At 47.2% G+C, this 23408-nt stretch carries 17 protein-coding genes and 1 tRNA gene; 10 read left to right on the forward strand and 8 right to left on the reverse strand.

The features are described from left to right. A partial coding sequence (locus QUA99_RS18960) for an Ig-like domain-containing protein (RefSeq protein WP_333460394.1) occupies positions 1–2314 on the forward strand: 2314 nt, incomplete at its 5' end. Positions 2315–2702: 388 nt separating this feature from the next. On the opposite strand, the gene cobA is transcribed toward QUA99_RS18960, so the two are convergent. The 4 genes from cobA to QUA99_RS18980 all read right to left on the reverse strand — a co-directional run bounded on the left by cobA (position 2703) and on the right by QUA99_RS18980 (position 6896). Further along, positions 2703–3512 carry a uroporphyrinogen-III C-methyltransferase gene (cobA, locus tag QUA99_RS18965; protein WP_333242113.1) on the reverse strand — a complete coding sequence of 270 codons (810 nt, stop codon included), beginning with the start codon at positions 3510–3512 and terminating at the stop codon, positions 2703–2705. Further along, on the reverse strand, positions 3509–4249 hold the full coding sequence (locus QUA99_RS18970; RefSeq protein WP_445251028.1) for a sirohydrochlorin chelatase: 741 nt from the start codon (positions 4247–4249) through the stop codon (positions 3509–3511). Before QUA99_RS18970 ends, cobA begins: the two co-directional genes overlap by 4 nt. Positions 4250–4489: 240 nt before the next feature. Next, positions 4490–5173 (reverse strand): manganese catalase family protein, encoded by a 684-nt coding sequence (locus tag QUA99_RS18975; RefSeq protein WP_333242117.1) that lies wholly within the window; start codon positions 5171–5173, stop codon positions 4490–4492. 196 nt (positions 5174–5369) lie between these two features. Then, on the reverse strand, positions 5370–6896 hold the full coding sequence (locus QUA99_RS18980) for a serine/threonine-protein kinase (RefSeq protein ID WP_333242120.1): 1527 nt from the start codon (positions 6894–6896) through the stop codon (positions 5370–5372). Between the two features lie 658 nt (positions 6897–7554). On the opposite strand from QUA99_RS18980, the gene QUA99_RS18985 reads away from it, so the two are divergent. The 5 genes from QUA99_RS18985 to QUA99_RS19005 all read left to right on the forward strand — a co-directional run bounded on the left by QUA99_RS18985 (position 7555) and on the right by QUA99_RS19005 (position 13842). Continuing rightward, a tRNA-His gene (locus QUA99_RS18985) sits at positions 7555–7627 on the forward strand. 175 nt (positions 7628–7802) lie between these two features. Further along, positions 7803–12107: an AAA domain-containing protein gene (locus QUA99_RS18990; protein ID WP_333242123.1), complete on the forward strand. Its 4305-nt coding sequence runs from the start codon at positions 7803–7805 to the stop codon at positions 12105–12107. Next, complete coding sequence (locus QUA99_RS18995) at positions 12085–12975, forward strand: hypothetical protein (RefSeq protein WP_333242126.1); 891 nt, start codon at positions 12085–12087, stop codon at positions 12973–12975. The genes QUA99_RS18990 and QUA99_RS18995 overlap by 23 nt, the downstream gene beginning before the upstream one ends. A gap of 127 nt (positions 12976–13102) precedes the next feature. Further along, a complete protein-coding gene (locus tag QUA99_RS19000; RefSeq protein WP_333242128.1) occupies positions 13103–13519 on the forward strand; it encodes a XisH family protein in 417 nt (138 codons plus the stop codon). Then, positions 13507–13842, forward strand: coding sequence for a XisI protein (locus tag QUA99_RS19005; protein ID WP_333145711.1), 336 nt, complete (start codon positions 13507–13509; stop codon positions 13840–13842). Before QUA99_RS19000 ends, QUA99_RS19005 begins: the two co-directional genes overlap by 13 nt. 91 nt (positions 13843–13933) lie before the next feature. On the opposite strand, the gene QUA99_RS19010 is transcribed toward QUA99_RS19005, so the two are convergent. The 3 genes from QUA99_RS19010 to QUA99_RS19020 form a co-directional block, all read right to left on the reverse strand. Then, positions 13934–14257: an S-layer homology domain-containing protein gene (locus QUA99_RS19010; protein WP_333242131.1), complete on the reverse strand. Its 324-nt coding sequence runs from the start codon at positions 14255–14257 to the stop codon at positions 13934–13936. 271 nt (positions 14258–14528) lie between these two features. Beyond that, the gene (locus QUA99_RS19015) at positions 14529–15266 is read right to left on the reverse strand and encodes a DUF3747 domain-containing protein (RefSeq protein WP_333242134.1); all 738 of its coding nucleotides are present in this window, start codon (positions 15264–15266) and stop codon (positions 14529–14531) included. A gap of 384 nt (positions 15267–15650) precedes the next feature. Beyond that, complete coding sequence (locus tag QUA99_RS19020) at positions 15651–16643, reverse strand: ribose-phosphate pyrophosphokinase (protein WP_333242137.1); 993 nt, start codon at positions 16641–16643, stop codon at positions 15651–15653. A gap of 804 nt (positions 16644–17447) precedes the next feature. On the opposite strand from QUA99_RS19020, the gene QUA99_RS19025 reads away from it, so the two are divergent. The 4 genes from QUA99_RS19025 (at position 17448) to QUA99_RS19040 (ending at position 22189) form a co-directional block, all read left to right on the forward strand. Next, positions 17448–17906 (forward strand): GatB/YqeY domain-containing protein, encoded by a 459-nt coding sequence (locus QUA99_RS19025; RefSeq protein WP_333242139.1) that lies wholly within the window; start codon positions 17448–17450, stop codon positions 17904–17906. Between the two features lie 384 nt (positions 17907–18290). Then, on the forward strand, positions 18291–19955 hold the full coding sequence (locus tag QUA99_RS19030) for a serine/threonine-protein kinase (protein ID WP_333242142.1): 1665 nt from the start codon (positions 18291–18293) through the stop codon (positions 19953–19955). 60 nt (positions 19956–20015) lie between these two features. Beyond that, positions 20016–20723, forward strand: coding sequence for a dethiobiotin synthase (gene bioD / locus QUA99_RS19035; RefSeq protein ID WP_333242145.1), 708 nt, complete (start codon positions 20016–20018; stop codon positions 20721–20723). A gap of 251 nt (positions 20724–20974) precedes the next feature. Continuing rightward, entirely contained in the window at positions 20975–22189 is a 1215-nt protein-coding gene (locus QUA99_RS19040; RefSeq protein WP_333242148.1) for a M20 family metallopeptidase, read from the forward strand. Positions 22190–22400: 211 nt separating this feature from the next. Here the strand turns inward: QUA99_RS19040 and QUA99_RS19045 are convergent, their stop codons facing one another. Further along, positions 22401–23381 (reverse strand): aldo/keto reductase, encoded by a 981-nt coding sequence (locus QUA99_RS19045; RefSeq protein WP_333242151.1) that lies wholly within the window; start codon positions 23379–23381, stop codon positions 22401–22403. Positions 23382–23408: the final 27 nt, after the last annotated feature.

The raw sequence follows: 23408 nt of genomic DNA on the forward strand, positions 1-23408 counted from the left end.
CCCGCCCACTCTGACATTGCCCACTCCGTCATTCCCGCCCACTCTGACATTGCCCACTCCGTCATTCCCGCCCACTCCGACATTGCCCACTCCGTCATTCCCGCCTTCTGCGACACCGACACCGACACCATCTCCGACACCATCTCCCTCACTCCCCCCTCTCTCGATCGCAAACCAGCCACCGATCGCAGTGGGCGACACTGCGATCGGCAATGCTGGCAGCGCGATCGATATCGATGTTTTGGCTAACGACAGCGACCCGGATGGCGATCCGCTGACTCTCAGCATTTTCAAGACTTCAGACAACGGCAAAGCAGAAGTCAGGCACAACGGTACGCCGGACGATCCACAAGACGATTCCATTACCTACACCCCCAATCCCAACTTCAGCGGGCAGGATGTGTTTCTCTATCAAATCGCAGACGGTAAGGGAGGCGTGGCTGTCACCGAAGTTGAAGTGACTGTCGATCCCAACCGAAATCCGATCGCATCTGGGGATGCTGCGACTGTAAATGCTGGCAGCGCGATCGATATTCATGTCCTCGTCAATGACAGCGAACCAGATGGCGACCCCCTCAACCTCAGCATTTTCAGGGCTGCACACAACGGTAAAGCAGCAGTCAACAACAACGGTACGCCGGACAATCCAAAAGATGATTTCATCACCTACACTCCCAATCCCGACTTCAGCGGGGATGATATCTTTCTCTATCAAATCGACGACGGTAAGGGAGGTTCGGACGTTACTAAGGTTGAGGTGACAGTTAAAGCAGTCAACAAATTGCCGATCGCGATCGACGATCGCGCCACCAGCCACGGAGACACTGCTGTCAATATTCCAGTGTTAGCAAATGACAGCGATCCAGACGGCGATCCTCTGATTTTGACAGTTTTGACCAATGGAGTCGGCGGCAAAGCTGAAATCAACTATAACGGCACGCTGGACAAGACTGATGACTTCATCACTTATCGGCACCACGGTGACTTCTGGGAGGCGGATAGCTTCACTTATCAGATCGATGACACTCACGGGGGTATAGCGAAAGCTACTGTAACGATCGACTTTGCCAACAAATTGCCGATCGCGATCGATGACAGCGCCACCACAGATCGAGTCACTGCTGTCAATATTCCAGTGTTAGCAAATGACAGCGATCCAGACGGCGACCCCTTGATTTTCAAAGTTTTGACCAATGGAGTCGGTGGGAAGGCCGAAATCAACAATAACGGTACGCTGGACAAGGCTGATGATTTCATCACTTACCAGCCCCACGGTGACTTCACGGGTGAGGACAGCTTTACATATCAGCTTGACGACAGTCACGGGGGGACAGCGACAGCCACTGTTAACCTCACCGTCAATCCGGCTAATACAAACCCCCCGATTACCCCTTTGATTCTCAGCGGTACTCCCGATCCAGATACACTGATGGGCGCGGACGGCAACGACACCATCAAGGACGACGGCGCGGATGATTTCATTGATGGCCAGGGCGGCAATGACCTCATCAACGGCGGTTTAGGCAATCTCGATCGCATTTTCGGCGGTACTGGCGACGACACCATTACCGACCCCGACGGCGTAAATGATGTTCAAGGCGGTGTTGGCAATGACAGCATCAACATCACCTTTGCTGAAATCTGGGACAACAACACCAATCCCGACGATGCACCGAGTTCCGATGACAAAATTATCGGCGGCATCGGTAACGACAGCATTACTATTACGATGAACGATTTTCGCTTCTTTATCAACATCAAGGGCGATGAAGCTGCGAGTTCCAATTCTGATGGTAATGATGTAATTAACTTGTTGGGAACCTACGCCAATTCAGTTGTTGACATGGGAGGTGGCGACGACACATTTAATGGTGGCTTAGGTGATGACAGTGTTTCCGGTGGCGATGGCAATGATACGCTGATTGGTGGCGATGGCAACGACCAAATTGCAGGGAATGCAGGCAATGACTTTCTAACTGGTGGTGCTGGTGAAGATCTGTTTTTGTTTAAATCAAACAGTGCTTTTAATGCTGCTGATTTTGGGAGCGATCGCATTACTGATTTTACCATTAGTACAGACAAAATTCTCTTAGGTCAAACTGCATTCGGAGCAATTACTTCTGCTCAGATTGCCTTTGTAAATAGCGATTTAGAAGTAGAAACCAGCAAGGAATTAATTGTTTACAGTCGCGCCACGGGCCACTTATTCTTCAACCAGAATGGGGCACAAGTTGGTTTAGGAACGGGTGCGCTATTTGCCACGCTTGACGGCACTCCGTCCCTGACAGTCAGCGACTTCCAGATTGTTGCTTAGGAATGAGAATTAAATAACTTACAATGCGTGATGGTTCTTGTGGGATGGGCCCATCCCGCCCGTCCAGAAAGGGCGGGCTTTCAGGCCCATCCCCAAACTTGTGTAAATTATTTAATTCGCGATGCTTAATATCGTTTTCGGCTGCACCGGAATGATAAGCGAGGACACGGCAGTGCCGTGTCCCTACAATTGATCGTGGTAGGGACACGGCACTGCCGTGTCCTCCGTTTATATCATTCCGATGAAGAGCGGAATTGATATAATATCATGTCCTGGCGATCGTATACAATCAGGGAGTAGTGACGCGCTCAAAAAAGGGATGCGAACAAGAGGCTAATTCTAGATTAACTTGACGGCCGATAATTTGCGATCGCTCCTATTTTCCCGCTTATTCTACAGTCTGAGAAACAGGCCGACAGCCCGACAATATCGAGTGCAAATTGACCACGTTTCCGATTACCGCGATCGCAGGTGCTGAAAATCCGATCGCCTCAACTTGCTCTACAATGGTACCCAAAGTCCCGATCAATTCTTCTTGTTCCGGCCGCGTTCCCCAGCGCACTAACGCTATGGGCGTTTCTGCACTCAATCCTGCATCTGTTAACTGGCCGATAATGTAAGGCAAATTATGGATTCCCATGTATACTACAATGGTTTCGGAGCCACGGGCGATCGCCTGCCAATTTACTTCCGGTCGATATTTTCCCGCTGATTCGTGACCGGTGACAAAGGTGACAGATGAACTGTACGATCGATGTGTTAAAGGAATTCCCGCATAAGCAGGGGCCGCAATCCCAGAAGTGACGCCGGGGACGACTTCTACCGACACTCCAGCTTTTACCAACTCTTCCATTTCTTCGCCGCCCCGGCCGAAGATAAACGGATCGCCGCCTTTGAGACGAACTACGATCGCATTATCTCCAGCTTTTTCTATCATTAACTGAGTTGTTTCATCTTGCATTAACGAGTGGCGGCCTTTGCGTTTTCCGGCATCAATTCGTTCTGCTTGGGGGTTGATTGCTGCCAAAATTTGAGGGCTGACTAAAGCGTCGTAAATCACCACATCCGCGCACTCTAACAAAGCTTTTCCCTTCAATGTCATCAAACCCGGATCTCCTGGCCCCGCACCTACTAAATACACTTTTCCTAAAGACATTTTTTTTTCTTCCTTTACCTCTTCTGTGCCTCTGCGGTTCATTTTTGAATTAAATCCCTAATTAAGTCTGCTAATTCTACACTTGGGCCTAGAGGATTGGCGAGATGAAGTTCCGCCGCAGGAAATTGCTGCTTTAGCTGTGCGACATTTTTGGCGATCGCATCTGTAATTCCTCCATTAAATAAGAAGTATGGCACAATCCCTATTTGCTGCTGTCCACCACGAACCAAACTGTCAATTTGCTCTGACAAACTCGGCTTTACCGACCAATAAGCTGTCAGCGCACCGAGTTGGCTGGCGATTTCCTCAACTGTCGAGTTACCTCCGGGGCGGCGGCTGCCGTGAGATAATAAAATCCATTTTGGCCGTAGCAGATTGGGTAGAAAAGTCACCTCTTCCATCTGACTTTTTACCAATTTTGTTAAGCCTGCTTCCTGGGAACCTAAATGCGGGCGCAATGCAATTTTTAGCTTGTGACCAAAAGTTTGTCGGGCAATTTCCACCTCTGCCGGTATGTCTTCGGCGACGTGAACTCCCGGCAATAAAAATACAGGCAGTATTTGCAATTCTGTCAGGCCCAGCGACAGGGTACGTTCGCCAAAACTGCAAATTTGTTCGTGCAGCGGTGCGGGCCCGAGTTCTAAGGTGGCGGTTGCTACTGCGGGGAACGAGTCAGCCAAATTTTGAGACAGCAGTTGACCTAGGTTTTCCAAAGCTTGTTGGGGTCTGGGGTCGCGGCTGCCGTGAGCAACTAATAAATAGGTCGATCGCAATTTCAATATAGATAGGATGTTAAGGTTCGATCGGAATTTCAAATAATTATAACACCGTAGGGCGCGTGACTTAAAAATTACTCAACACAAAAGTTCGATATCCTAGGGTGCGCGGCTTAAAAATTACTCAACACTGGGCTTAAAGTTTCTAAGCCGCCCACCTTACAAAAGAAGGTGCGCGGCTTAAAAATTACTTAACACTGCGCTTAAATCTTCACTCGCCACGCAAGTAACACAACTCTCAAACTAACCTTTGGGAGCTGGCTCGGCAATGTATTGGAAAGTAGGTTCCGAGTTCCAAGGGCCGCGTTCATCCTTGCCATTTGTAGACAAGTTAAAGTATAGATCCACAGTGGAATCTGGCGGAATATTACCGAACAAAGGATCGGTGAGTTTACCCAGCGCTTCCAGAGCTTTCATGAACATTTCAGTGTGAGAAATTTCGCGAGTCAGCAGAAAGTGCAGGGTCTTTTTCGTTCCCGTATCCGGTGCTAGTTTAATCAACTCTTCGTAGGTTTGGCGAGCTCCTGCTTCCGCACCGATATTAGCGCGCAAATCGCGCACCACATCCCCGCCTTCGTTGACATAAGCACCCGTCCAAGCTTGACCTTGGCTGTCCAGCAAGTGCGGGCCTACACCGCGCACGGCAAACAAAGTGCTTTTATAAGCTTCTGTTTGGTCAACATTTTTGGTGTGCATTTCGATGAGTTTGCCCACCATTTCTAAGTGGCTAAATTCTTCTATTGCAATATCTTGGAGCATATCCTTAATCCCTGCATCTTCACAGTGAAAGGACTGCACCCAGTATTGCAGAGCTGCTGTCAGTTCTCCGGTTGCTCCGCCAAACTGTTCTAGCAGCAATTGGGCAAAACGGGGGTTGGCTTCGTCTACTGTCACCGCAGCCATTAATTGTTTTTTGTGAAAAAACATGGATCGATACCTCTGTTTAGTTCGGTTGTTAAAGTCTAAAGGATTGCAGACTTTATCTGTGTTCGCCTTCAGAATCCATTGTGCGATAAGCGATCGCACCGAGCCTCGGTCAATGGATACATCTAGCGCGACAAATTTCTCTGCTTTCAGGTAGAGTTTAAATTTAAATTTTTACTTAGTTATTCGGGAGACTAAATTACAATTTAGGAGCAGCATTATTGTCGCACTCGGTTAATTTTGCTGACAGGACATCGAGGTGCCGCAGCCACTGAATGCCGCCAACCCAACTGCGAGAGGGGAGGTGTCCGATTGGTGCTTGCTGACTAAATTTAATCTGCCCTAAAGTATTAGCAGAATTGTAGGTTTGCCAGTTGACCCGATCGCAAAATCTGATATAGTCTCCCTTAACGCTTTCATAAATCTGCTTTTGGACGCTGAAGCCAAACCGACCTTGACTGTAGCGCAACCACAGGCGATCGACTGTTTGCAAATCTTCGCAGGGTAGCTGGTAAATTTGGCTTATTTCTAGCTGAGTTCCCGGTGGCTGGGAAAGAGATTGACACATCAAGCCCCAAGTTTCGCGATCGGCTTCTTTCCACTTTTTGTTTGACAAAAAATCCCGAAGTTTGGTATAATTAATTCCCCGTGCAGAAATCATGGTCGGATCTAGATTTGAATTAACAGATAAGGAAAAAGTTTCTGCGGAATTGGCGACGGCATTTGTGGGTAAAATCGGAGAATCAGGAGTTGGTAGCGCGCTGATATCGGCAGAGTTGTCGCTATTATTAAGAGCAGGAGCGATCGGCTTTTTTTGCGAAAGCAAATTTTGATGGCGAATATCTAAAGCTGCTTTGATATCGTCCAAAACTTCCGCAGCAAAACTGTACCGCTGATTGAGATGAGTTTGCAGCAATTTATCTAAAATTTCACCTAACTCCTCGCTAATACTCGTGGCTTTGGGGAGAAACTCGCGCCACCACCAGCGATCGTTGTTGCAGTCGTACATATCCAAGGGAGGAACTTGCGTCATCAAGCGAATGCAAGTAACACCTAAACTGTAAAGGTCGCTAGCAGGAAATACTTTGCCGTGCATTTGTTCGGGAGCTACATAATCTTGACTGCCGATGAGCGTTGCTGGACGGAGTATTGCTGTATCAGTCAGCAGTTTGGCAATGCCGAAATCGATCAATACGAGTTTGTCGTCCGACTGGCGGCGGATAATATTTTCCGGTTTGATGTCGCGGTGAATGACGCGCTTGTCGTGGATAAATTGCAGCACGGGCAATAAGTCTTGCAGCAGTTGCCAAATTTGATTTTCATCGTAGACACTCTTGTCTAATTCTTGTTTGAGAGTCGGCCCCTCTATAAACTCTTGAACTAAATAAATATGACCTTCTTGTTCAAAGCCCGCTAATAATGTGGGGATTTGCGGGTGTTTTCCGAGTTCGTCTAAACGGACGGCTTCTTGCCGAAATAATTCAAGGGCTTTGTTAAAAATTTCGGGGTCGCGGTCGTAAAAATAAAATTGCTTGACTGCACAGCGGGGTAGAGATGGGATGTCTTCATCAATTGCTAGGAAAGTTTTACCAAATCCGCCTCTACCTAAAAGTTCAATCTGGCGATATCGCTGTCTCAGCAACAGGTTAAAGCCGCAGTTTAAGCAAAATTTGGCGGTGTTGGAGTTTTGAGGATTTTGACATTCTGGGTTGACACAGTAGCTCATATCGATTTTAGATTTTAGATTTTAGATTTTAGATTGCGGACAAGACTTGTTTTTAAACGAACCGCGAAGACGCGAAGCGGCGCGAAGGAATAGGGAAGAGAGAAGAGAGAGAAGAGAGAGGGTTGATAACTCATGCGGTGTGGGATAAGCTGTCCCGCTTCTGGCGTTGTATTTTTCGGGCGGGCGGGACACCCCACAAGCATTTCATCTGAGATGTTGCACTATTCTCAATCAGGCTTTTAGGGACGGGCTACAAGAGCTCACCCTATAAGAAATTCATTCTTTGTGGAACAGGCATCTTGCCTGTTCTTAAAAATGGTGCAAGATGTGAGTTTTATCAAACTGGAGTGTAAAATTTAGATGCGCCTGGGCTGATAAGGCTATTTTAATGCGCTGGATCGAATCGGGACGCTGCCAGAGCTGCCGAACCCACGCCGCATGAGTGCTGGGAGGGAGATAATTGCCGTTGGCGAAGCCCTCGAAGAGGCTCGCACAGGCCGATCGCGCAGAGCGAAAATTGTGCTATAGTCTTACTGTGCTTGGAATTTGAGGCACAATCGATCTGTCCGGTTCAGGGACGCTCAGAAATATTTCAAAATATTTTTGCCCTACCCCTAGACTTGTGCTGAGATCTGATGCTATAGTTAAAACTGATACGGCGAGCGTAGCCAAGTGGTTAAGGCAGTGGTTTGTGGTACCACCATTCGTGGGTTCAAGTCCCATCGTTCGCCCTTTTGATTCTAAACAGTTTAATTCGATCGCCCGTCGCCTGTACGGTAATTTGCGATGGTCGTAGGGTGTGCAATGCACACCTTAATTTTTTTTTTGATGTCGCGGTTCTGTCGGCACAAGTTCCGATGTGCTAATCTTAAATCCAATCTAAAATCTAAAATCTAAAATCAAAATATGCCATCTTTAGTAACAGAAGATTGGGGATATAAATTTAGTGGCGATCGCACAATTAATAAGTTTATTCGGGATATAGAAGGAGAAGCGGCTTTAGGGAAATATTGCGATTGGGAATGCAAAGAACGTGCGGAAATTCTGATGTCGGAGATAGCTGGCAAATCCCACAATCTTTTCTACGTCCGTCGCCAAAAGATAAATGAGAGATATTCAGAAGAAGAAATCTGGGAATTGCTGCTTGCTACGGATGGAGATGATTTTGAATTACCCGAATTGTTGCAAAAAGCCGATCGCACTTTGCGGTTGTTAGCAACTGTACGCTGTGAAGACGGAATTGGCGGTTTAAAACTGCTGGATGCTGGTTTGGTGGCGGTTCCCAGAGGGAGGAAAGATGGGTACGCTTTGCCGGTTCAGTTGCGACTTTTGGCTAACAGCAGATCGCCAATTCCTGCAAAGTCGATCGCCCGCGTCCAACAAATGCCATTTTGGGACGACAGACACATACCAACTACCGAACAGCTAAAAGTTTGGCACACTTTTTTAAATGTGGAAAAACGCATCGCGGAAGCGCGTCAATTTTGCGTACCTTTTCGCGGTCATAATTACGGTTCCGGCTTCAAAATCGTCACTTTTGAAATTGAGCGTAATTCCGCAACTCTTGACGGTTACGAGGAAAATCCCTTAGAATTGGGCGACTTTCGCGAAAGGCTGAAAAAAGCCAGAAATGAAGAAATTATCCTGTTTGATTCGCCGCCCGGAAGCAGAAGCAGCCGCGATGGAGAGACATTGGGTAGCATCGCCGAAATTGACTTTGAACATGGTAAATTACGCATTAAATTAGATGTTGATTTAGGAGTTCGCATGGCGGGCGGCAGATATCAAATGCCCAAACAAGGCTTCTTGTATTTTGAAGCGGCGGGCGATATCAGTCAAATCGAACGCAAGAAAAAAGCTTTAAAAATGCTGACAGATGGCCGCGCTCAAAATCCCTATTTGAGCGAGTTTTTATTCGACTCTTCTCAGGCGAGAATGCCCGAAAAAATGATTAAATTGGATCGGGAAAACTTATTAAATCGCAATGCTAATGACGACCAACTTGCCGCCGTAGAAACGGTGCTTTCGGCGCGGGATTTAATTTTGATTCAAGGGCCGCCGGGAACGGGGAAAACGACTGTGATTGCGGAGATTTGCTATCAAATTGCCCGTCAGGGCGGCAAAACGCTCATTGCTTCGCAAGCAAATTTGGCTGTAGACAATGCTTTGAGTCGGTTAGTTCACAATCCGGCGATTCGGGCTTTGCGGAAGGGAAAAGCTCATAAGGTGCAGGAAGAAGGGCAGCCTTTTTTGGAGGAAAATGCGATCGGCACTTGGCTGCAAAATACGGCGACTGACTGCGAAGAAAAGCTCTCGCAGCGCCTGACTAATGTCAAATCTTTGCGGCAGTTGGTGGCAGACTCAGAGCGATTTACCGCCTACTGTGCAGCAGAGAGAGATTTTTTTAATGAACTAAAACACCTGCACGACAGTCAAGCAAATATTGAGAAAAAGTGCAGCCAGCAAGCAGCAGAATATGAACGGTATTTAACCGAAAAAAGCGATATTGAATCTCTTGTTAGTGGGTTGGAAAATCTGCTGGCTTCGCCTAATGTCAACTGGGAATCTCCTGAAGTGGCTGAGTTTATGCCCCGACTAAAACCTTATTCAGAAGGCAATGTTTTAGTAGAAAACTTTATGGCCAATGTTCGGATTGCCGCTAGCAATGCTATTCAAATAGGCTTCGATCGCCCTGCTTGCGGGGCGTTTGGGATTGCGGTTTGGCTGCAGGAAACTGTAGCAGCGCAAATATCGGAATTTAAGACGGCATTCGATCGCGCTGATGATGTTTGTCACGCTATGTCGGCGGTTGCGGAGTCGTTGCGGGTGTCGCGGCAGATGTCAGATGCTGTGAATCAACTCGAATTGGGCGATCGGCAAAATCAGACACACCGCCACAATCTCGAACAGAAAATCAAGAATTTGGAACTGCGAAAAGCGGAAATTGCAGCCGTTGTCGTCGCCGTTGCACAGTGGATCGAGACAGCGGATACGGGACTCTATGAAGTCGTGAAAACTTGCTGGGAAACAGGTGCAATGCTCACGGATGATATGGTAGAATTGCCGCCAGGATTGCTGAAAATTGCCCGATCGCTCAAATTGCCGATCGTGCCGCCCAAATGCAAAGTCAATTTGCCCGATTTGGATAGGTTGCAAAAGGCGATATCCCACGAAGAAAGCGCAGGTTTTAAGGACATACAAGGGCAACAGTTCCGGTTTAGCGAGTTTTTGCACCTAAATTTGAGTCAAACGCCGATCGTGCTCTCTGCGGGCGATCGTACACAGTGGCAACAACTCGCCAAAGACTTCGCCAGCTATTCCCAAGTCAGCCAAAGTCAGCGCAAATTTATCATCGAAAAATCTCGCACTTTCTTAGGTAGCATTCAACAATTTTATAGTGAATCCTTACATCCAAATCATATCCAGGCTACCTTCGATCGCCTAGTCAAAGAATTGCTGCACAGTATCCTCGCAAATGCGCGTCAGTGCGTGGTTCCCCTGAAAACAGAAACCGAACAGCAGCTTATCAAACAGCAACAATTATTAGATAAAATCGGTCAAACCTTAAACCAGCAGCAAATATCCGCCGCTAAACTTCAGGTAGAAACAGCACAGCAAGAGGCAAACTTAAAAATTAGCGAAGTTACTAATTTGTTGCAAGCAATGGTCCACCAGCAAAATGTACCTGAAAAATTGCGGATTTTATCCGAACAATATCTAGCCCAAAAATCGAATATTTGGGAGCAACCGCAGCAGTTTGTCAAGCAAGTTGATGCTTGGAAAGCAAGCACGATCCAGCTTGAAAAATCCATTGCAGATCTAGACCCTTTTGGGGTTTTGGAAACCATCAAAAACACTCTTGACGAGCATTTATCTCCGCTGCAAACTGCGGCTGCAACTTCGCAGCAGCAACTCGCCGAACTTCAAACAGAATTGAGCAAAATTACCGCTCAACTGCAACAGCAGCAACCGACAGCAGCATTACTTGTTGAGAGAAATTGGTGGGAGTCAGCATGGCAAACTATCCCGCCTCAATATCAGCCAGAAGTTCCTAATACAGGATTATTCACAGTAGCTTTTTTAAACAAAATTAAGCGTTTATTCAAAACTTGGGAGCGGAAATTAGAACAAGAAGAAATAGCCCTAAATCGTTCTCAAAACTTTGTGACAGATTGGATTCAAAAACTCCGCAATCCATCAGAAAAAGACCGCAACGATTTAAAGCAAATTTATATTGACAATGCCAACGTAATCGGCATTACTTGCGTGCAAGCTGCTAGCTTCGATTTTACTAAAAACTTTCCCAGCTTTGATGCAGTCATCATTGACGAAGTTAGCAAATGCACTCCCCCAGAGTTATTAATTCCCGCTTTGAAGGGCAGAAAGTTAGTATTAGTGGGCGATCACCGGCAATTGCCACCGATGTTTAATCAAAGTACGATCGACGATATTGCCGAAGACATCGGCTGTACCGGAGACGAACTTAGCTTCATCAAAGAATCGCTGTTCAAAGTTTTGTTTGAAAATGCCAGCGACAGCATCAAAAAAATGCTGACAACTCAGTATCGAATGCACCCACAAATCATGGGCGCAATCAATCAGTTTTACCAGCAAAAACTCAACTGTGGCATTCAGGGAGCTGACACCAAGCGCGCCCACAACCTCGCAGGTAGAATCATTCAAGAAAATAATCACATTCTGTGGGTGAAAACGCCCATCGGACAAGGATTTGAAGAGGAAAAACAGGGGACTTCGCGGTTGAATGTCAAGGAGATTGATGCGATCGAGCGTTTGTGCGAACAAATGGAGATAGCTTGGCGGCCCAAAGTTGCCGGCGGCGAACCGCCGAAAGAAATCGGAATTATCACTTTTTATGCTGCTCAATTAAATGCAATTAAAGATAGAATCGAAGGCGAAAGATTCCCTGCTTTGAGCATCCGCACTGGTACGGTTGACATATTTCAAGGCATGGAAAGACCTGTAATTATTGTCAGCACAGTGTGCAATAATGTTAGGGGCGATATTGGATTTGCTAAGGAACCGGAACGGGTGAATGTGGCATTTTCCCGCGCTCAAGAATTGCTGGTAGTTGTCGGCTGCCACGATTTATTTACCCAACAAACAGGTACAGTGGGAAAAATGTATCAGGAAGTTTCAAAAACGGTGCGTCACTGCGGAGGTTTTGTAGATGTTTCTAGCGTCCTCAACTAAACCCATAGACTCGAATTTAAGTTCGCTAGCCGAACAGATTGAGCAACAAAATCCGGGTTTGTCAGTGTTGGCGGCGCGTCAATTCCGCTTTGCAATCCGCCAAACTCCGCTGGAGGTGGCGATTAGCGAACCGCGCGAGTTTAACGTGTTGGAAGAGTTCATTTTGCGGGCGGGTGTTGAGTTTGAACCTGCGCCAACTTTGAAGGAATTGGCGGATTTGCTGGGGTTAGACGAGATTTTTGTGAAGACTGCGGCGGCGACTCTGGTTAGTTTGGAAAGCTTGGAGGTGGCTGAAAATGGAAAAATTGCGATCGCCCCGCAAGGCAGAGATTTTTTCGAGAAAGGTGCGGTTAGTCGATCGCAAATTCAATCAATGTATGCCATTTCCGATCCGCTGAATCAAACTCTTACCTTTAAATTCGATGCTTTAGCCGCAGAATCGGTCAACTTGCCCGATTTAGCGGATTTAGTATCGCTCGAACATAAAATTACTGACCTTGCGGATTTAAGTATAGCAGAAATCCAGCCGTTAATTCAAGCTTCCGGCTTAGGAATTCACGTCCCCGAAAACGGCAAAATCGTGTCTAAGTGCGATGTCGTCGGCGACGATTTAGGTATTTGGCAAACAGTCTCGATTTTTGTGTTGTTAGATGCGATCGAAAATAAAACTACTATTCAAGTCCGACAGGGAAAGCAAATATTAGAAACAGCTTCAAACTTGCTAAACGAACTTGAATTTCAGCAAAAAATTTCCTTGAAAGACTTGTTTGAAGTAACCCCAGACATCGCACAGCAAGAATCAGAGACAATCCCCGTCCAGAAAACTCCTCAAAAGCCATCTAAGAAGAAATCCAAGAAAACGATATGATAAGCACTACACTCCTGATTAACTTAAAAATTAAAACTATATAGAAAATTAGGATGGTACCGATTGACAGTATACCGCGATTTTGGTATAATTAATACTTGTTTGCAATCGCGCTGAGAATTTGTCTGTGTCTGCCAAAGATACTTTCCACGAATCCGTAAAGCGAGCCCTTCAAAAAGAACAGTGGGTGATTACTGCCCATCCACTAAGGTTTAAGTTTGGCAATGTTAAATTTCAGGTTGATTTGGGAGCAGAAAGGTTAGTCGCAGCGGAGCGAGGAGGGGAGAAAATTGCAGTCGAAATCAAAAGCTTCCTCAATCCTTCTGTAATTACAGACTTTTATGCTGCATTGGGACAATTTCTCAGTTATCGGCTAGGGCTGGCATCTGTTGAACCTAATCGGAAATTATACTTGGCAGTACCAATTGACGTGTATAGAACATTTTTTCAGTCTGAGTTTACTCAAGCTGCGGTACAACAGTATCAGGTATTGCTAATCGTATACGATGCAACAAATGAGGTAATTGTACAATGGACAAACTAGCTCAATATCGTCAGTACGTTCAGACATTAATGAGCCGTTATGCCGAAGATGATGTTTCAGATGATGAAGTCGAAGTGCAACTAATTTTAGACACAGAGCGAGATCATTATCAGTGGATGAATGTCGGCTGGGAACACTTAACCCGGATTTATCAAACCTTCATTCACATTGACATCAAAGATGGAAAAATCTGGCTTCAGCAAAATTTGACAGAGGAAAATCCTGCGGAGGAATTAGTTGCAATGGGAGTACCGAGGGAGGATATTATTTTGGGATTGCAACCGCCATACAAACGGCCGTATACTGACTACGGCGTCGCGTAAAAAATTAAGTTAAAAGAAACAGAATACTCCGATACCAGACTTCGCAAAAGTTGTCTGGTATCTACTTTTTACTACTGAGCCTTAACGCATTTCAGCATTCGCAAAGTAGCGGCCTCCGCGTAATTGGGTTTTGCAGAATCATTCGGAGCAAACCATCGCCAATTTCGTTAAAAGCGGCAGCAACAGAACAATAAGAATAAATTTGAGTAAAAATAGAAGCAGCCCAATAATTCTGAGTGTCTGAAAAAGTTTTAGACTGTTCTTTAGCAACTAAATCCCGGTTCATTCTCCGGGCTGAGAAACCAAATTCCGCCGCTCGACGGAGCACCGCCATCAATTCAGCGCGAGTGACGGACTGCGTAGGTTTAAAAGTTCCATCTTGATAGTAGCTAACTATCTTGTTTTTCCGCGCCAATAGAAGTTTCCCGGCACTCCAGCGGAAAATATCAACGTCGCTAAATGGACGGATAGAAACATGGCTAGGAAAGGTGATATTAGCACCTTGTATTCATTTCAAAGATTCCCAAACTCAAGATACCAATTGCTCTCTGGTAACAGCAAGTTGCGGCCGCCAAGCATTATTTTGAGAAAACCGGGCTACAAACCCAAAGCCCACAACTTCTTTAATTTCGGAAGCGTAGATATCATCGGTAGCTATTTCCGAATTGTAGAAAAGCCAGTATTACCTACGGTATGGGTATTTCCTGCGGTATTGGCTGCGGTATGGGTATTTCCTGCGGTATTGGCTGCGGTGATGGCTGCGGTATTGGCTGCGGTGATGGCTGCGGTATTGGTATTGGTATTGGCTGCGGTATTGGCTGCGGTATTGGCTGCGGCATCACTTCGGTATTGCCTCCGGTATTGCCAATTTCTTCCGGTGCGGGTTGATTGGTAGTGAAATAAAAGTGACCTAATGTGCGGCCTTGATAAGCTCTTTTACTCAATCGCCAAGCAGGATCGAGACTGATTTTCATGAAGTCGTTAACATCGCCATTTGTGCGACCGATAATCACCGATTTACCTTGGTAATCAACCGGAGTTCCCATTAGAAGAACATTGCCATCAACACTTTCCAAGCTTAGGGTGTATTTTAATGCTAAATCTGTGCCTGCCATGCGAATTGAAAAGCCGTTGCTGTCTGTTGCGCGCCCACAAATACCGGTGAAATCAAAACTAACTAATAATGGATCGACTTTCACGGGATTAGAGCCACTTTCGCTCCAGCATTTTCGCTTGTCAGATACTTGTTCTACAATTAGCAATTGGTAGCCGCCGTAAGGGCGGGGTTGGGCGATGACAATTACTCGGTCTTGGTTAATGTCGGTTTCGTCAAAAGTAAATGCTTTAGCCGAACCGATCGCGCCCAGTGTTAAAATTGCTGAACTAGCCAGTGCTGCCACTGTTCGTACAAGTGAATGTTTCATAATTTTTCCCTATTTGCCCCTTGTTTTGATGAGACCTATCTAGAATATAAAAAGGTCGCGCTCTCCAGACAACAAGATAGAATTTTACCATCTCTTGTTCCGGTGATATCGTTTCCGGTTGCATCGTAATTAATATTACCCGCAGTCAGGACACGGCACTGCCGTGTCCCTACAGTTAATAGGCGTGATAGTTAGAGCCGAGGGGGCGAGGGCGGGCGAACCCTTGCCCGCAGTACGATTATTTTGGGGTAGGGAAACGGCATTGCCGTTTCCGACCTTGCGTGATATTAATTGCAGGAAACGATCGCACTATCCATCTAAAAAACGGTGCGTTACACTTGTTAACGCACCCTAAAACAAACATTCAAAAAGTGTCTTTGCTGTCTAGCGGAACATACTGCTAACAGAACTATCTTCGTGAATCCGCCAAATAGTTTCTCCGAGCAAATTGGCTACCGAAAGCACCGTCAACTGCTTAAAACGGTTCTCTTCAGGCACAGGAATTGTATTCGTAACAATTACCTCTTCCAAAATCCCGCTAGACAAACGCTCGATCGCTGGAGGGGAAAACACCGCATGAGTAGCACAAGCATAAACCTGCCTCGCACCCTCGCGGCGCAACAATCTCGCGCCCTCAGAAATTGTGCCGGCAGTATCGATCATGTCGTCCACCAACACGGCCGTTTTGCCCTTGACATCACCGATAAGATTCATCACTTCTGCCACGTTGTGAGCTTGGCGGCGCTTGTCAATAATTGCCAGGGGAGCATCGTCAAGCTTTTTGGCAAAAGCTCTAGCCCTAGCGACTCCGCCCACATCCGGCGAAACCACAACAATATCCGTCAATTGCTTGCTCGCCAGATAATCCAATAGCACCGGTGAACCGTAAACGTGATCGAAAGGAATGTCAAAATAACCTTGAATCTGAGCCGAGTGCAAATCCATCGCCAAAATGCGACCGGCCCCAGCTTGAGTAATCAAATTAGCCACTAATTTTGCAGTAATCGACTCTCTTCCGGCCGTTTTGCGATCGGCCCTAGCATATCCGTAATAGGGAATGACAGCAGTAATTTGTCTGGCCGAAGCGCGGCGACAAGCATCGATCATAATTAACAATTCCATGAGGCGATCGTTTACCGGACAGCAAGTTGGCTGAATCAAGTAAACATCGCAACCCCGAATCGATTCTTGAATTTGAACGTAGAGTTCTCCATCAGCAAACCGCTTGCGAACCATCGGCCCCAAATCGATCCCCAGATAGCGAGCCACCTCTTGGGCGAGGGGAACATTAGCAGAACCGGAGAACAGCCGCAGACGGTCGTGAGCGGAAATCGGCGGCTCGGGAAGCGGAAGCGGTAAAGTAGCAGAACGGATCACAGCAGGCCTCTTGCAGGACGTTTATTCCACCGCTATCTTACCATCTGAAACTAGAAATATTCAGCCAATTTTTTGAGAGATTTAACTTTTGGGGCGGTCACAAGTGTTAAGTTAGGCCGATTGAATAGGACTTGCAGAAATATGTCCGATCGAGCAGGTTTCTCGCCCGCATTCTGCACCCTCAACCCTCACAATCGGTTTTTACTTATTTTTATCCAGCAATAAGCTATAAATTATACTTTGATACCGTACATTAACGGACGAAAAACTTTTTAAAGGGATAATTTATTACTTTAAAGCCCACATTCGGCATCCTCAAAGGTCACAATCGGTTTTTACTTATTTTTATCCCGCAATAAAACTATCAATTATACTGATATACAGTATATTAACGGATAAAAACTTTTTAATGGCATAATTTATTACTTTAAAGGTAGAGCTTTCTACGTAATTGTGCTGAGTGACACCCCAGGGTGCGGAATCTGGGTTAAAGATAGAGTTTTCTGCGTAATTATTATGATGCGTGACACCCCAGGGTGCGGAATCTGGGTTCTCGCGAAATCTGTACTGGCAGAAGTACGATCGCACTGGTGCCCCTGCATCTAAAAATTCTGGCGTGAGTCAATTTGGGGTCGAGACTGGAAGTGCAGCCGCCCAAAATTCGGTCGAAGGTCTAAGGCATCCGGGTTCAATGCGATAAAAATGCCACCAACAGGCAATAAACTTGAAAAATACTGTAAAAAAAGTTAAGAATCGGAAGCATACTCCAGATTTTTGATATCGGGCAAAGCAAGGTAGAAATCGATGAGCTTAAGAGAACGCATTGACGCAGAAATCAAAGCAGCCATGAAGTCCAAGGACAAAGTTCGCTTGGAAACAGTTCGCGGCATCAAGAAATTTATTCTCGAAAAAGAAGTCAGCCTCCGTCCTTCCGGCCAAGACACGCTGACAGAAGCTCAAGAAATGGAAATTTTGATGCAAATAGCCAAACAGCGCCGGGATTCGATCGAACAATACCGCAAAGGTGGCCGCGAAGATTTAGTCGCACAAGAGGAGGCGGAGTTAGCAATTGTTGAAGAGTATTTGCCACCGCAGATGTCAGACGAAGAGGTGAGTCAAGTCGTTGACGAAGTGATTGCCTCGGTTGGCGCTACTTCTGCAAAAGATATGGGCAAGGTGATGGGCAAGGCAATGCAGCAGCTTAAAGGCAAAGCAGACGGTAACAGAATTCAAGACATGGTGAAAGCAAAGCTTAGTCAGTAGTCAGCAGTCAGTAGTCAGCAGACATCTCCCATAAATAATCTCAAGCTTTATAGAGATGTATGGCCGGGGGGCAGGGGGGCGACAATTTATTAGGGCTAAGGCCAAAAAACCCGGTTTCTACGAAAAATCGTGCATTTCTCCCTTGAGATATTGACGCAGAAACCGGGTTTTCGATCGTATCTGCAGGTTGCAACCTGTGTATTTTTGTGAAAAAACCCGGTTTCTCACCATCCTTGCGTTCAAGAATGTCAAAAAAATGTACAATGCTAATTTTGGTCGGGACTGGGGACTACAGAGAGTGAAGTATGCTCAAGGGCACTAAAGACCTAGGATTACTAAGTCTGCGAGCGATCGTCTATTTTTTGACAGTTTCTACTTAAACTTATGCAGCCACCTATTGCTATTGGAACTCTCCTACAAAACCGCTACCGCTTGGTGAATATTTTAGGTCAAGGAGGATTTGGCCGGACTTATTTAGTAGAAGATTTGGGGCGGTTTCAAGAACGCTGCGCCCTGAAGGAATTGATTCCGGTGCAAAGCGGGCCTTACGTTTTGGAAAAATCGAAGGAATTGTTTCAAAGAGAGGCGGCAATACTTTACCAAATTGGGCACCCACAAATTCCCCAGTTTCGGGCAATATTTGAAGAGAACCAGCGTTTGTTTTTAGTGCAGGATTACGTGGAAGGGATGACTTACCGCGAACTGTTGCTCGATCGAACTTCAACAGGCCGCACCTTCACCGAAGCCGAAGTCTTGATATTTATCCGGCAAATGCTGCCGGTACTGGCTCACATCCACGCCCGCGGCATCATCCACCGCGACATCTCCCCAGAAAATATCATCTGCAGGGAAAACGATCGAATGCCAGTGCTGATTGACTTTGGAGTGGTGAAGGAACTCGCCACCAAAGTCCAGTCTCCCGAAGGAACAGCCCACGCGACAACTGTCGGCAAAATCGGCTACGCGCCGATGGAACAGTTGCAAAGCGGGCGGGCAACTGCCAGCAGCGACCTCTACGCTTTAGCTGTAACGGCGATCGTCCTGCTGACAGGCAAAGAACCGCAGGAATTGCTCGATCGAACAACCCTGCAGTGGAATTGGCAGCAGCAAGCGCAGGTGAGCACGGGTTTGGCTTTGGTGCTGAATCGGATGTTGAGTCGGTCTCCGGGCGATCGATATCAATCTGTCAGCGAAGTCGCCCAAGCACTCGACGGCCAAACTAATCCTAAGCCTAACCCGCCAACTGTACCGCCCGCGCCAGCAGCGGTGCCGACAAACCCTTCCCTAATAGCAACGGTGGCCGTGGGCAGGCCGCCAGAGCCCGCCGCCGAAAGTTCCCACCCGCAAAACCAGCCAGACCCGTTAATTGAGCCTGCTGGCGACAATTTTTGGGACAATCCCATCGCTGCGATCGGTCTGCTGGCGGGCTTAGTAATCTTGACGGGCTTCGGTTCCTGGGCTTTAGTCGGCTCATTTCTCAACAATTCGCGCCCCAAACCCACTCCGACACCGCCAGCACTTACAAGTCCGACGCCGACACTAACTCCGGTACCAAACCCGCTACCTTTGCCAACCCCAACCCCGCAACCAGTGCCAGAACCGAGCCCTGAACCAGTGCCGGAACCAAGCCCAGCACCAGTGCCGGAACCGAGCCCTGAACCAGTGCCGGAACCGAGCCCTGAACCAGTGCCGGAACCGAGCCCTGAACCAGTGCCGGAACCAAGCCCAGCACCAACTCCGACACCAACTCCGACACCAAAACCGACGCCCGCACCAACTCCAGCGCCCAAACCGACGCCCAAACCGACTCCAGCGCCCAAACCGACACCAAAACCGACGCCCGCACCAACTCCAGCGCCAACTCCAGCGCCAACTCCAGCACCAACACCGGAACCTGCCCCAACACCCGCACCGTCGCCGGAACCCGCACCAACACCCGCGCCGGAACCGGAACCCGCACCAACACCCGCGCCGGAACCGGAACCCGCACCAACTCCCGCACCGGAACCGGAACCCGCACCAACACCCGCACCATCGCCGGAACTCTAAACTTCTGGCAAAATTCCCCTAGACTGATGTTGAGGCCAATTACTTGTTAGCTATTTGCCAATGAACTCGCTGCTAATTGCTGGAACTGATACCGACGCGGGCAAAACTGTTTTGACCAGCGCTCTGGCTGCTTATTGGCAAATGTATTTTCCCGATCGCAGTTTGGGAATGATGAAACTCTTGCAAACGGGAACGGGCGATCGCGAACTCTACACCCGTTTGTTTGCCCTCGACCAATCCCCCGAAGAACTCAATCCGCTGCACTTTGATGCGCCTCTAGCACCGCCGATTGCTGCGGAACGGGAGGGGAGACATATCGAACTCGAAAAGGTCTGGACGGCTTGGCAAAGCCTCTCGGAGCGCAAGGATTTTGTGTTGGTGGAAGCTTTGGGAGGACTCGGTTCGCCTGTAACGTGGGAACTGACGGTAGCCGATATTGCCAGGGATTGGCGGCTGAGGGGGGTTTTGGTAGTACCTGTGAGGTTGGGGGCGATCGGGCAAGCTGTGGCGAATGTTGCTCTCGCCAGACACACTGGTTTTAAGCTCAGAGGAATTGTGCTTAATTGCGTTAAAGCTTATTCCGAACAAGAAATTGCCGATCGAGCGCCCGTCGATTTGATCCAGTCGCTAACTCAAATACCTGTTTTGGGTATTTTGCCGCATTTAGATGACCCGACTGACCTTGCTAAATTAGCTAAAGCAGCTTCTCAATTAGATTTAGAGCGGTTGCTACCAGGGGTTAATTTAGTTCCTCATACTTCTAAATAACCCTATTCTAAACACCTCTGTTTCTCATTCTTCTCTTCCTCTGCGTACTCTGCGCCCTCTGCGGTTCATAAAAAAAATATCCTGCACAACTGGGATAGGATTGAAGAAGATTTTATTTTAACCGCAGAGACCGCAGAGACCGCAGAGACCGCAGAGAGAGTTTCACAAATTATTCAGGGTTGCTATAATTAGTAATTGCCATTTATTAAGTGATTAAACCTCAAAGTTAATAAAAAAAAGGAGAATAAAACATGGTTTCTACTTTACCGAATTTAACGTCTGTGGATTTATCTCAATTGCGGCTGGAAATTATAAATTTGCAGCCTCAGCTAGTCGAATGGCGTCGCCTTTTGCACCAAAAGCCGGAGTTGAGTTTTGATGAAAATTTAACGGCGCAGTTTGTCTCGCAAAAGTTGCAGGAATGGGGCATTGAGCATCAAACTAATATTGCTAAAACGGGTATTGTCGCAACTATAGACAGCGGCAAACCGGGGCGGGTTTTGGCAATTCGGGCGGATATGGATGCTTTGCCGATTCAAGAGGAAAATGAGGTGGATTATCGATCGCAGCATGATGGAATTATGCACGCTTGCGGTCACGACGGCCACACTGCGATCGCCCTCGGTACTGTTTGTTATCTGGCCAAGCACAAACACAGCTTTTCGGGTAAAGTAAAATTTATCTTTCAGCCCGCCGAAGAAGGGCCAGGGGGCGCAAAACCGATGATTGAAGCGGGAGTTTTGAAGAACCCTGATGTTGATGCGATCGTCGGCTTGCATTTGTGGAACAATCTGCCTTTGGGCACTGCAGGCGTCCGCAGCGGCGCGCTGATGGCTGCTGTCGAAGTTTTTGACTGCACGATTTTTGGCAAAGGTGGACACGGCGCAATGCCACATCAGACTGTGGACTCGATCGTAGTTACAGCCCAAATTGTCAGCGCTTTGCAGGCAATCGTCGCGCGGAACATTGACCCGATCGACTCAGCGGTAGTAACTGTCGGCAAATTCCACGCAGGCCACACCCACAACGTCATTGCCGATACCGCTCAAATCGGTGGCACGGTGCGCTATTTCAATCCAGCATATCAAGATTATTTTGCAAAGCGAATCGAGCAAGTAATTGCCGGAATTTGTCAGAGTCACGGGGCAAATTACCAATTCGATTATTGTTCGCTTTACCCGCCAGTTATTAATGATTCGAGAATAGCTGAATTGGTGCGTGGCGTGGCAGAATCAGTTGTCGAAACTCCTGCAGGAATCGTGCCGGAATGTCAAACAATGGGCGGCGAGGATATGTCGTTCTTTTTGCAAGAAGTGCCAGGTTGCTATTTCTTCTTGGGTTCAGCAAATCCAGAGAAAAACTTGGCTTACCCCCACCATCACCCGCGCTTTGATTTTGATGAAACTGCGCTGGGGATGGGTGTAGAAATGTTTGTGCGGTGTGTGGAAAAGTTTTGTGCGAATTAATGAAAGATTGTGTCATCCGGTGGGGGCGGGTTTATGAGATTATTGATTTTAGGCAATGATAGTTTGTAAAACCCGCCCCTACAGCAATCATATCTATTTAACCCGATCTCTTGCACCCGCCGTCAAAAACCTGTAGGGGCGGGTTCACCAAAAGATTTAAAGAATGCAGACAGCTTAAATAAACCCGCCCCCACCCCACGCGAGAGTCTTTTTACCGAGTTTGAAAGATATTCTGCACCATTTTCTTATCTACACTCGCCGCTGCCTTATCCAATTCGGCAATCTCCCCGGAGTCTAACTCCCACCCCAAAGCACCAATATTATCCCTCGCCTGTGCCGCAGATTTCGCCCCCGGAATCGGAATAGTTTCTTTGCAGATACACCAGTTAATTGCTACCTGCGAAACAGTCTTGTTTCTGAAAGCCGCTATTTCTCGCAAACACTCCAAAAGCGATCGCATTCCCGGAAGTAGCTGCTTGCACGCCAAACCTCGGATACCTTTAGGAAGAGAGCCGTTTTCGGAATATTTACCCGTCAGCAACCCCAAGGCTAGAGGACTGTAAGCAATCAATTTTATCCCCAATTCATCGCAAACATCTTTCAATCCGAGTTCTGTCACCGGATAGGTAGAAAGTAGCGAATATTGCACTTGTAAACTAACAATAGGAATTTGGCGATCGCTAAATTTCCTATGCACCCATTTCAGCCGTTTCGGCCCGTAATTAGACAGGCCTACTCCCTTGACCAATCCTTGCTCGTAAAGGTCAGCCAAACCGTCTAAAAGAGATCCCTCTTGCCAAGGAGCGTAATTAGCTGTAGACCAGTGCATTTGCACCAAATCTACATTTTTTCCGAGGCGCGCAGCAGAGGCTTTGCAAGCAGATATCATTGATTGTCGCGTCAGTCTCCAAGGATAAGCAGCCAGTTTTGTCGCAATACAAATACTGTCTTTATTTGCACCTTGATATTGTTGAGAAAACTGCCCCAAAAGCTGCTCGCTGCGTCCGTTTAATTTCCCCGTTCCGTAAGAGTCGCCGGTATCGAATAAAGTGACGCCGCTGCTGACGCAAAGATTGAAAACGGCTTGCAATTCCTCGTCCATACTTTCATTGTAGCCCCAGAGGAATCTGTTGCCCCAGGCCCAAGTGCCGCAGCCCATTTTTGGCAGTAAAATTTTTTGGTTAGTTTGCATTTTTATTGATGATTAATGATTGAGATC

It is taken from the genome of Microcoleus sp. F10-B2 (genome assembly GCF_036704965.1).
In the GTDB taxonomy this organism is placed as follows: domain Bacteria; phylum Cyanobacteriota; class Cyanobacteriia; order Cyanobacteriales; family Microcoleaceae; genus Microcoleus.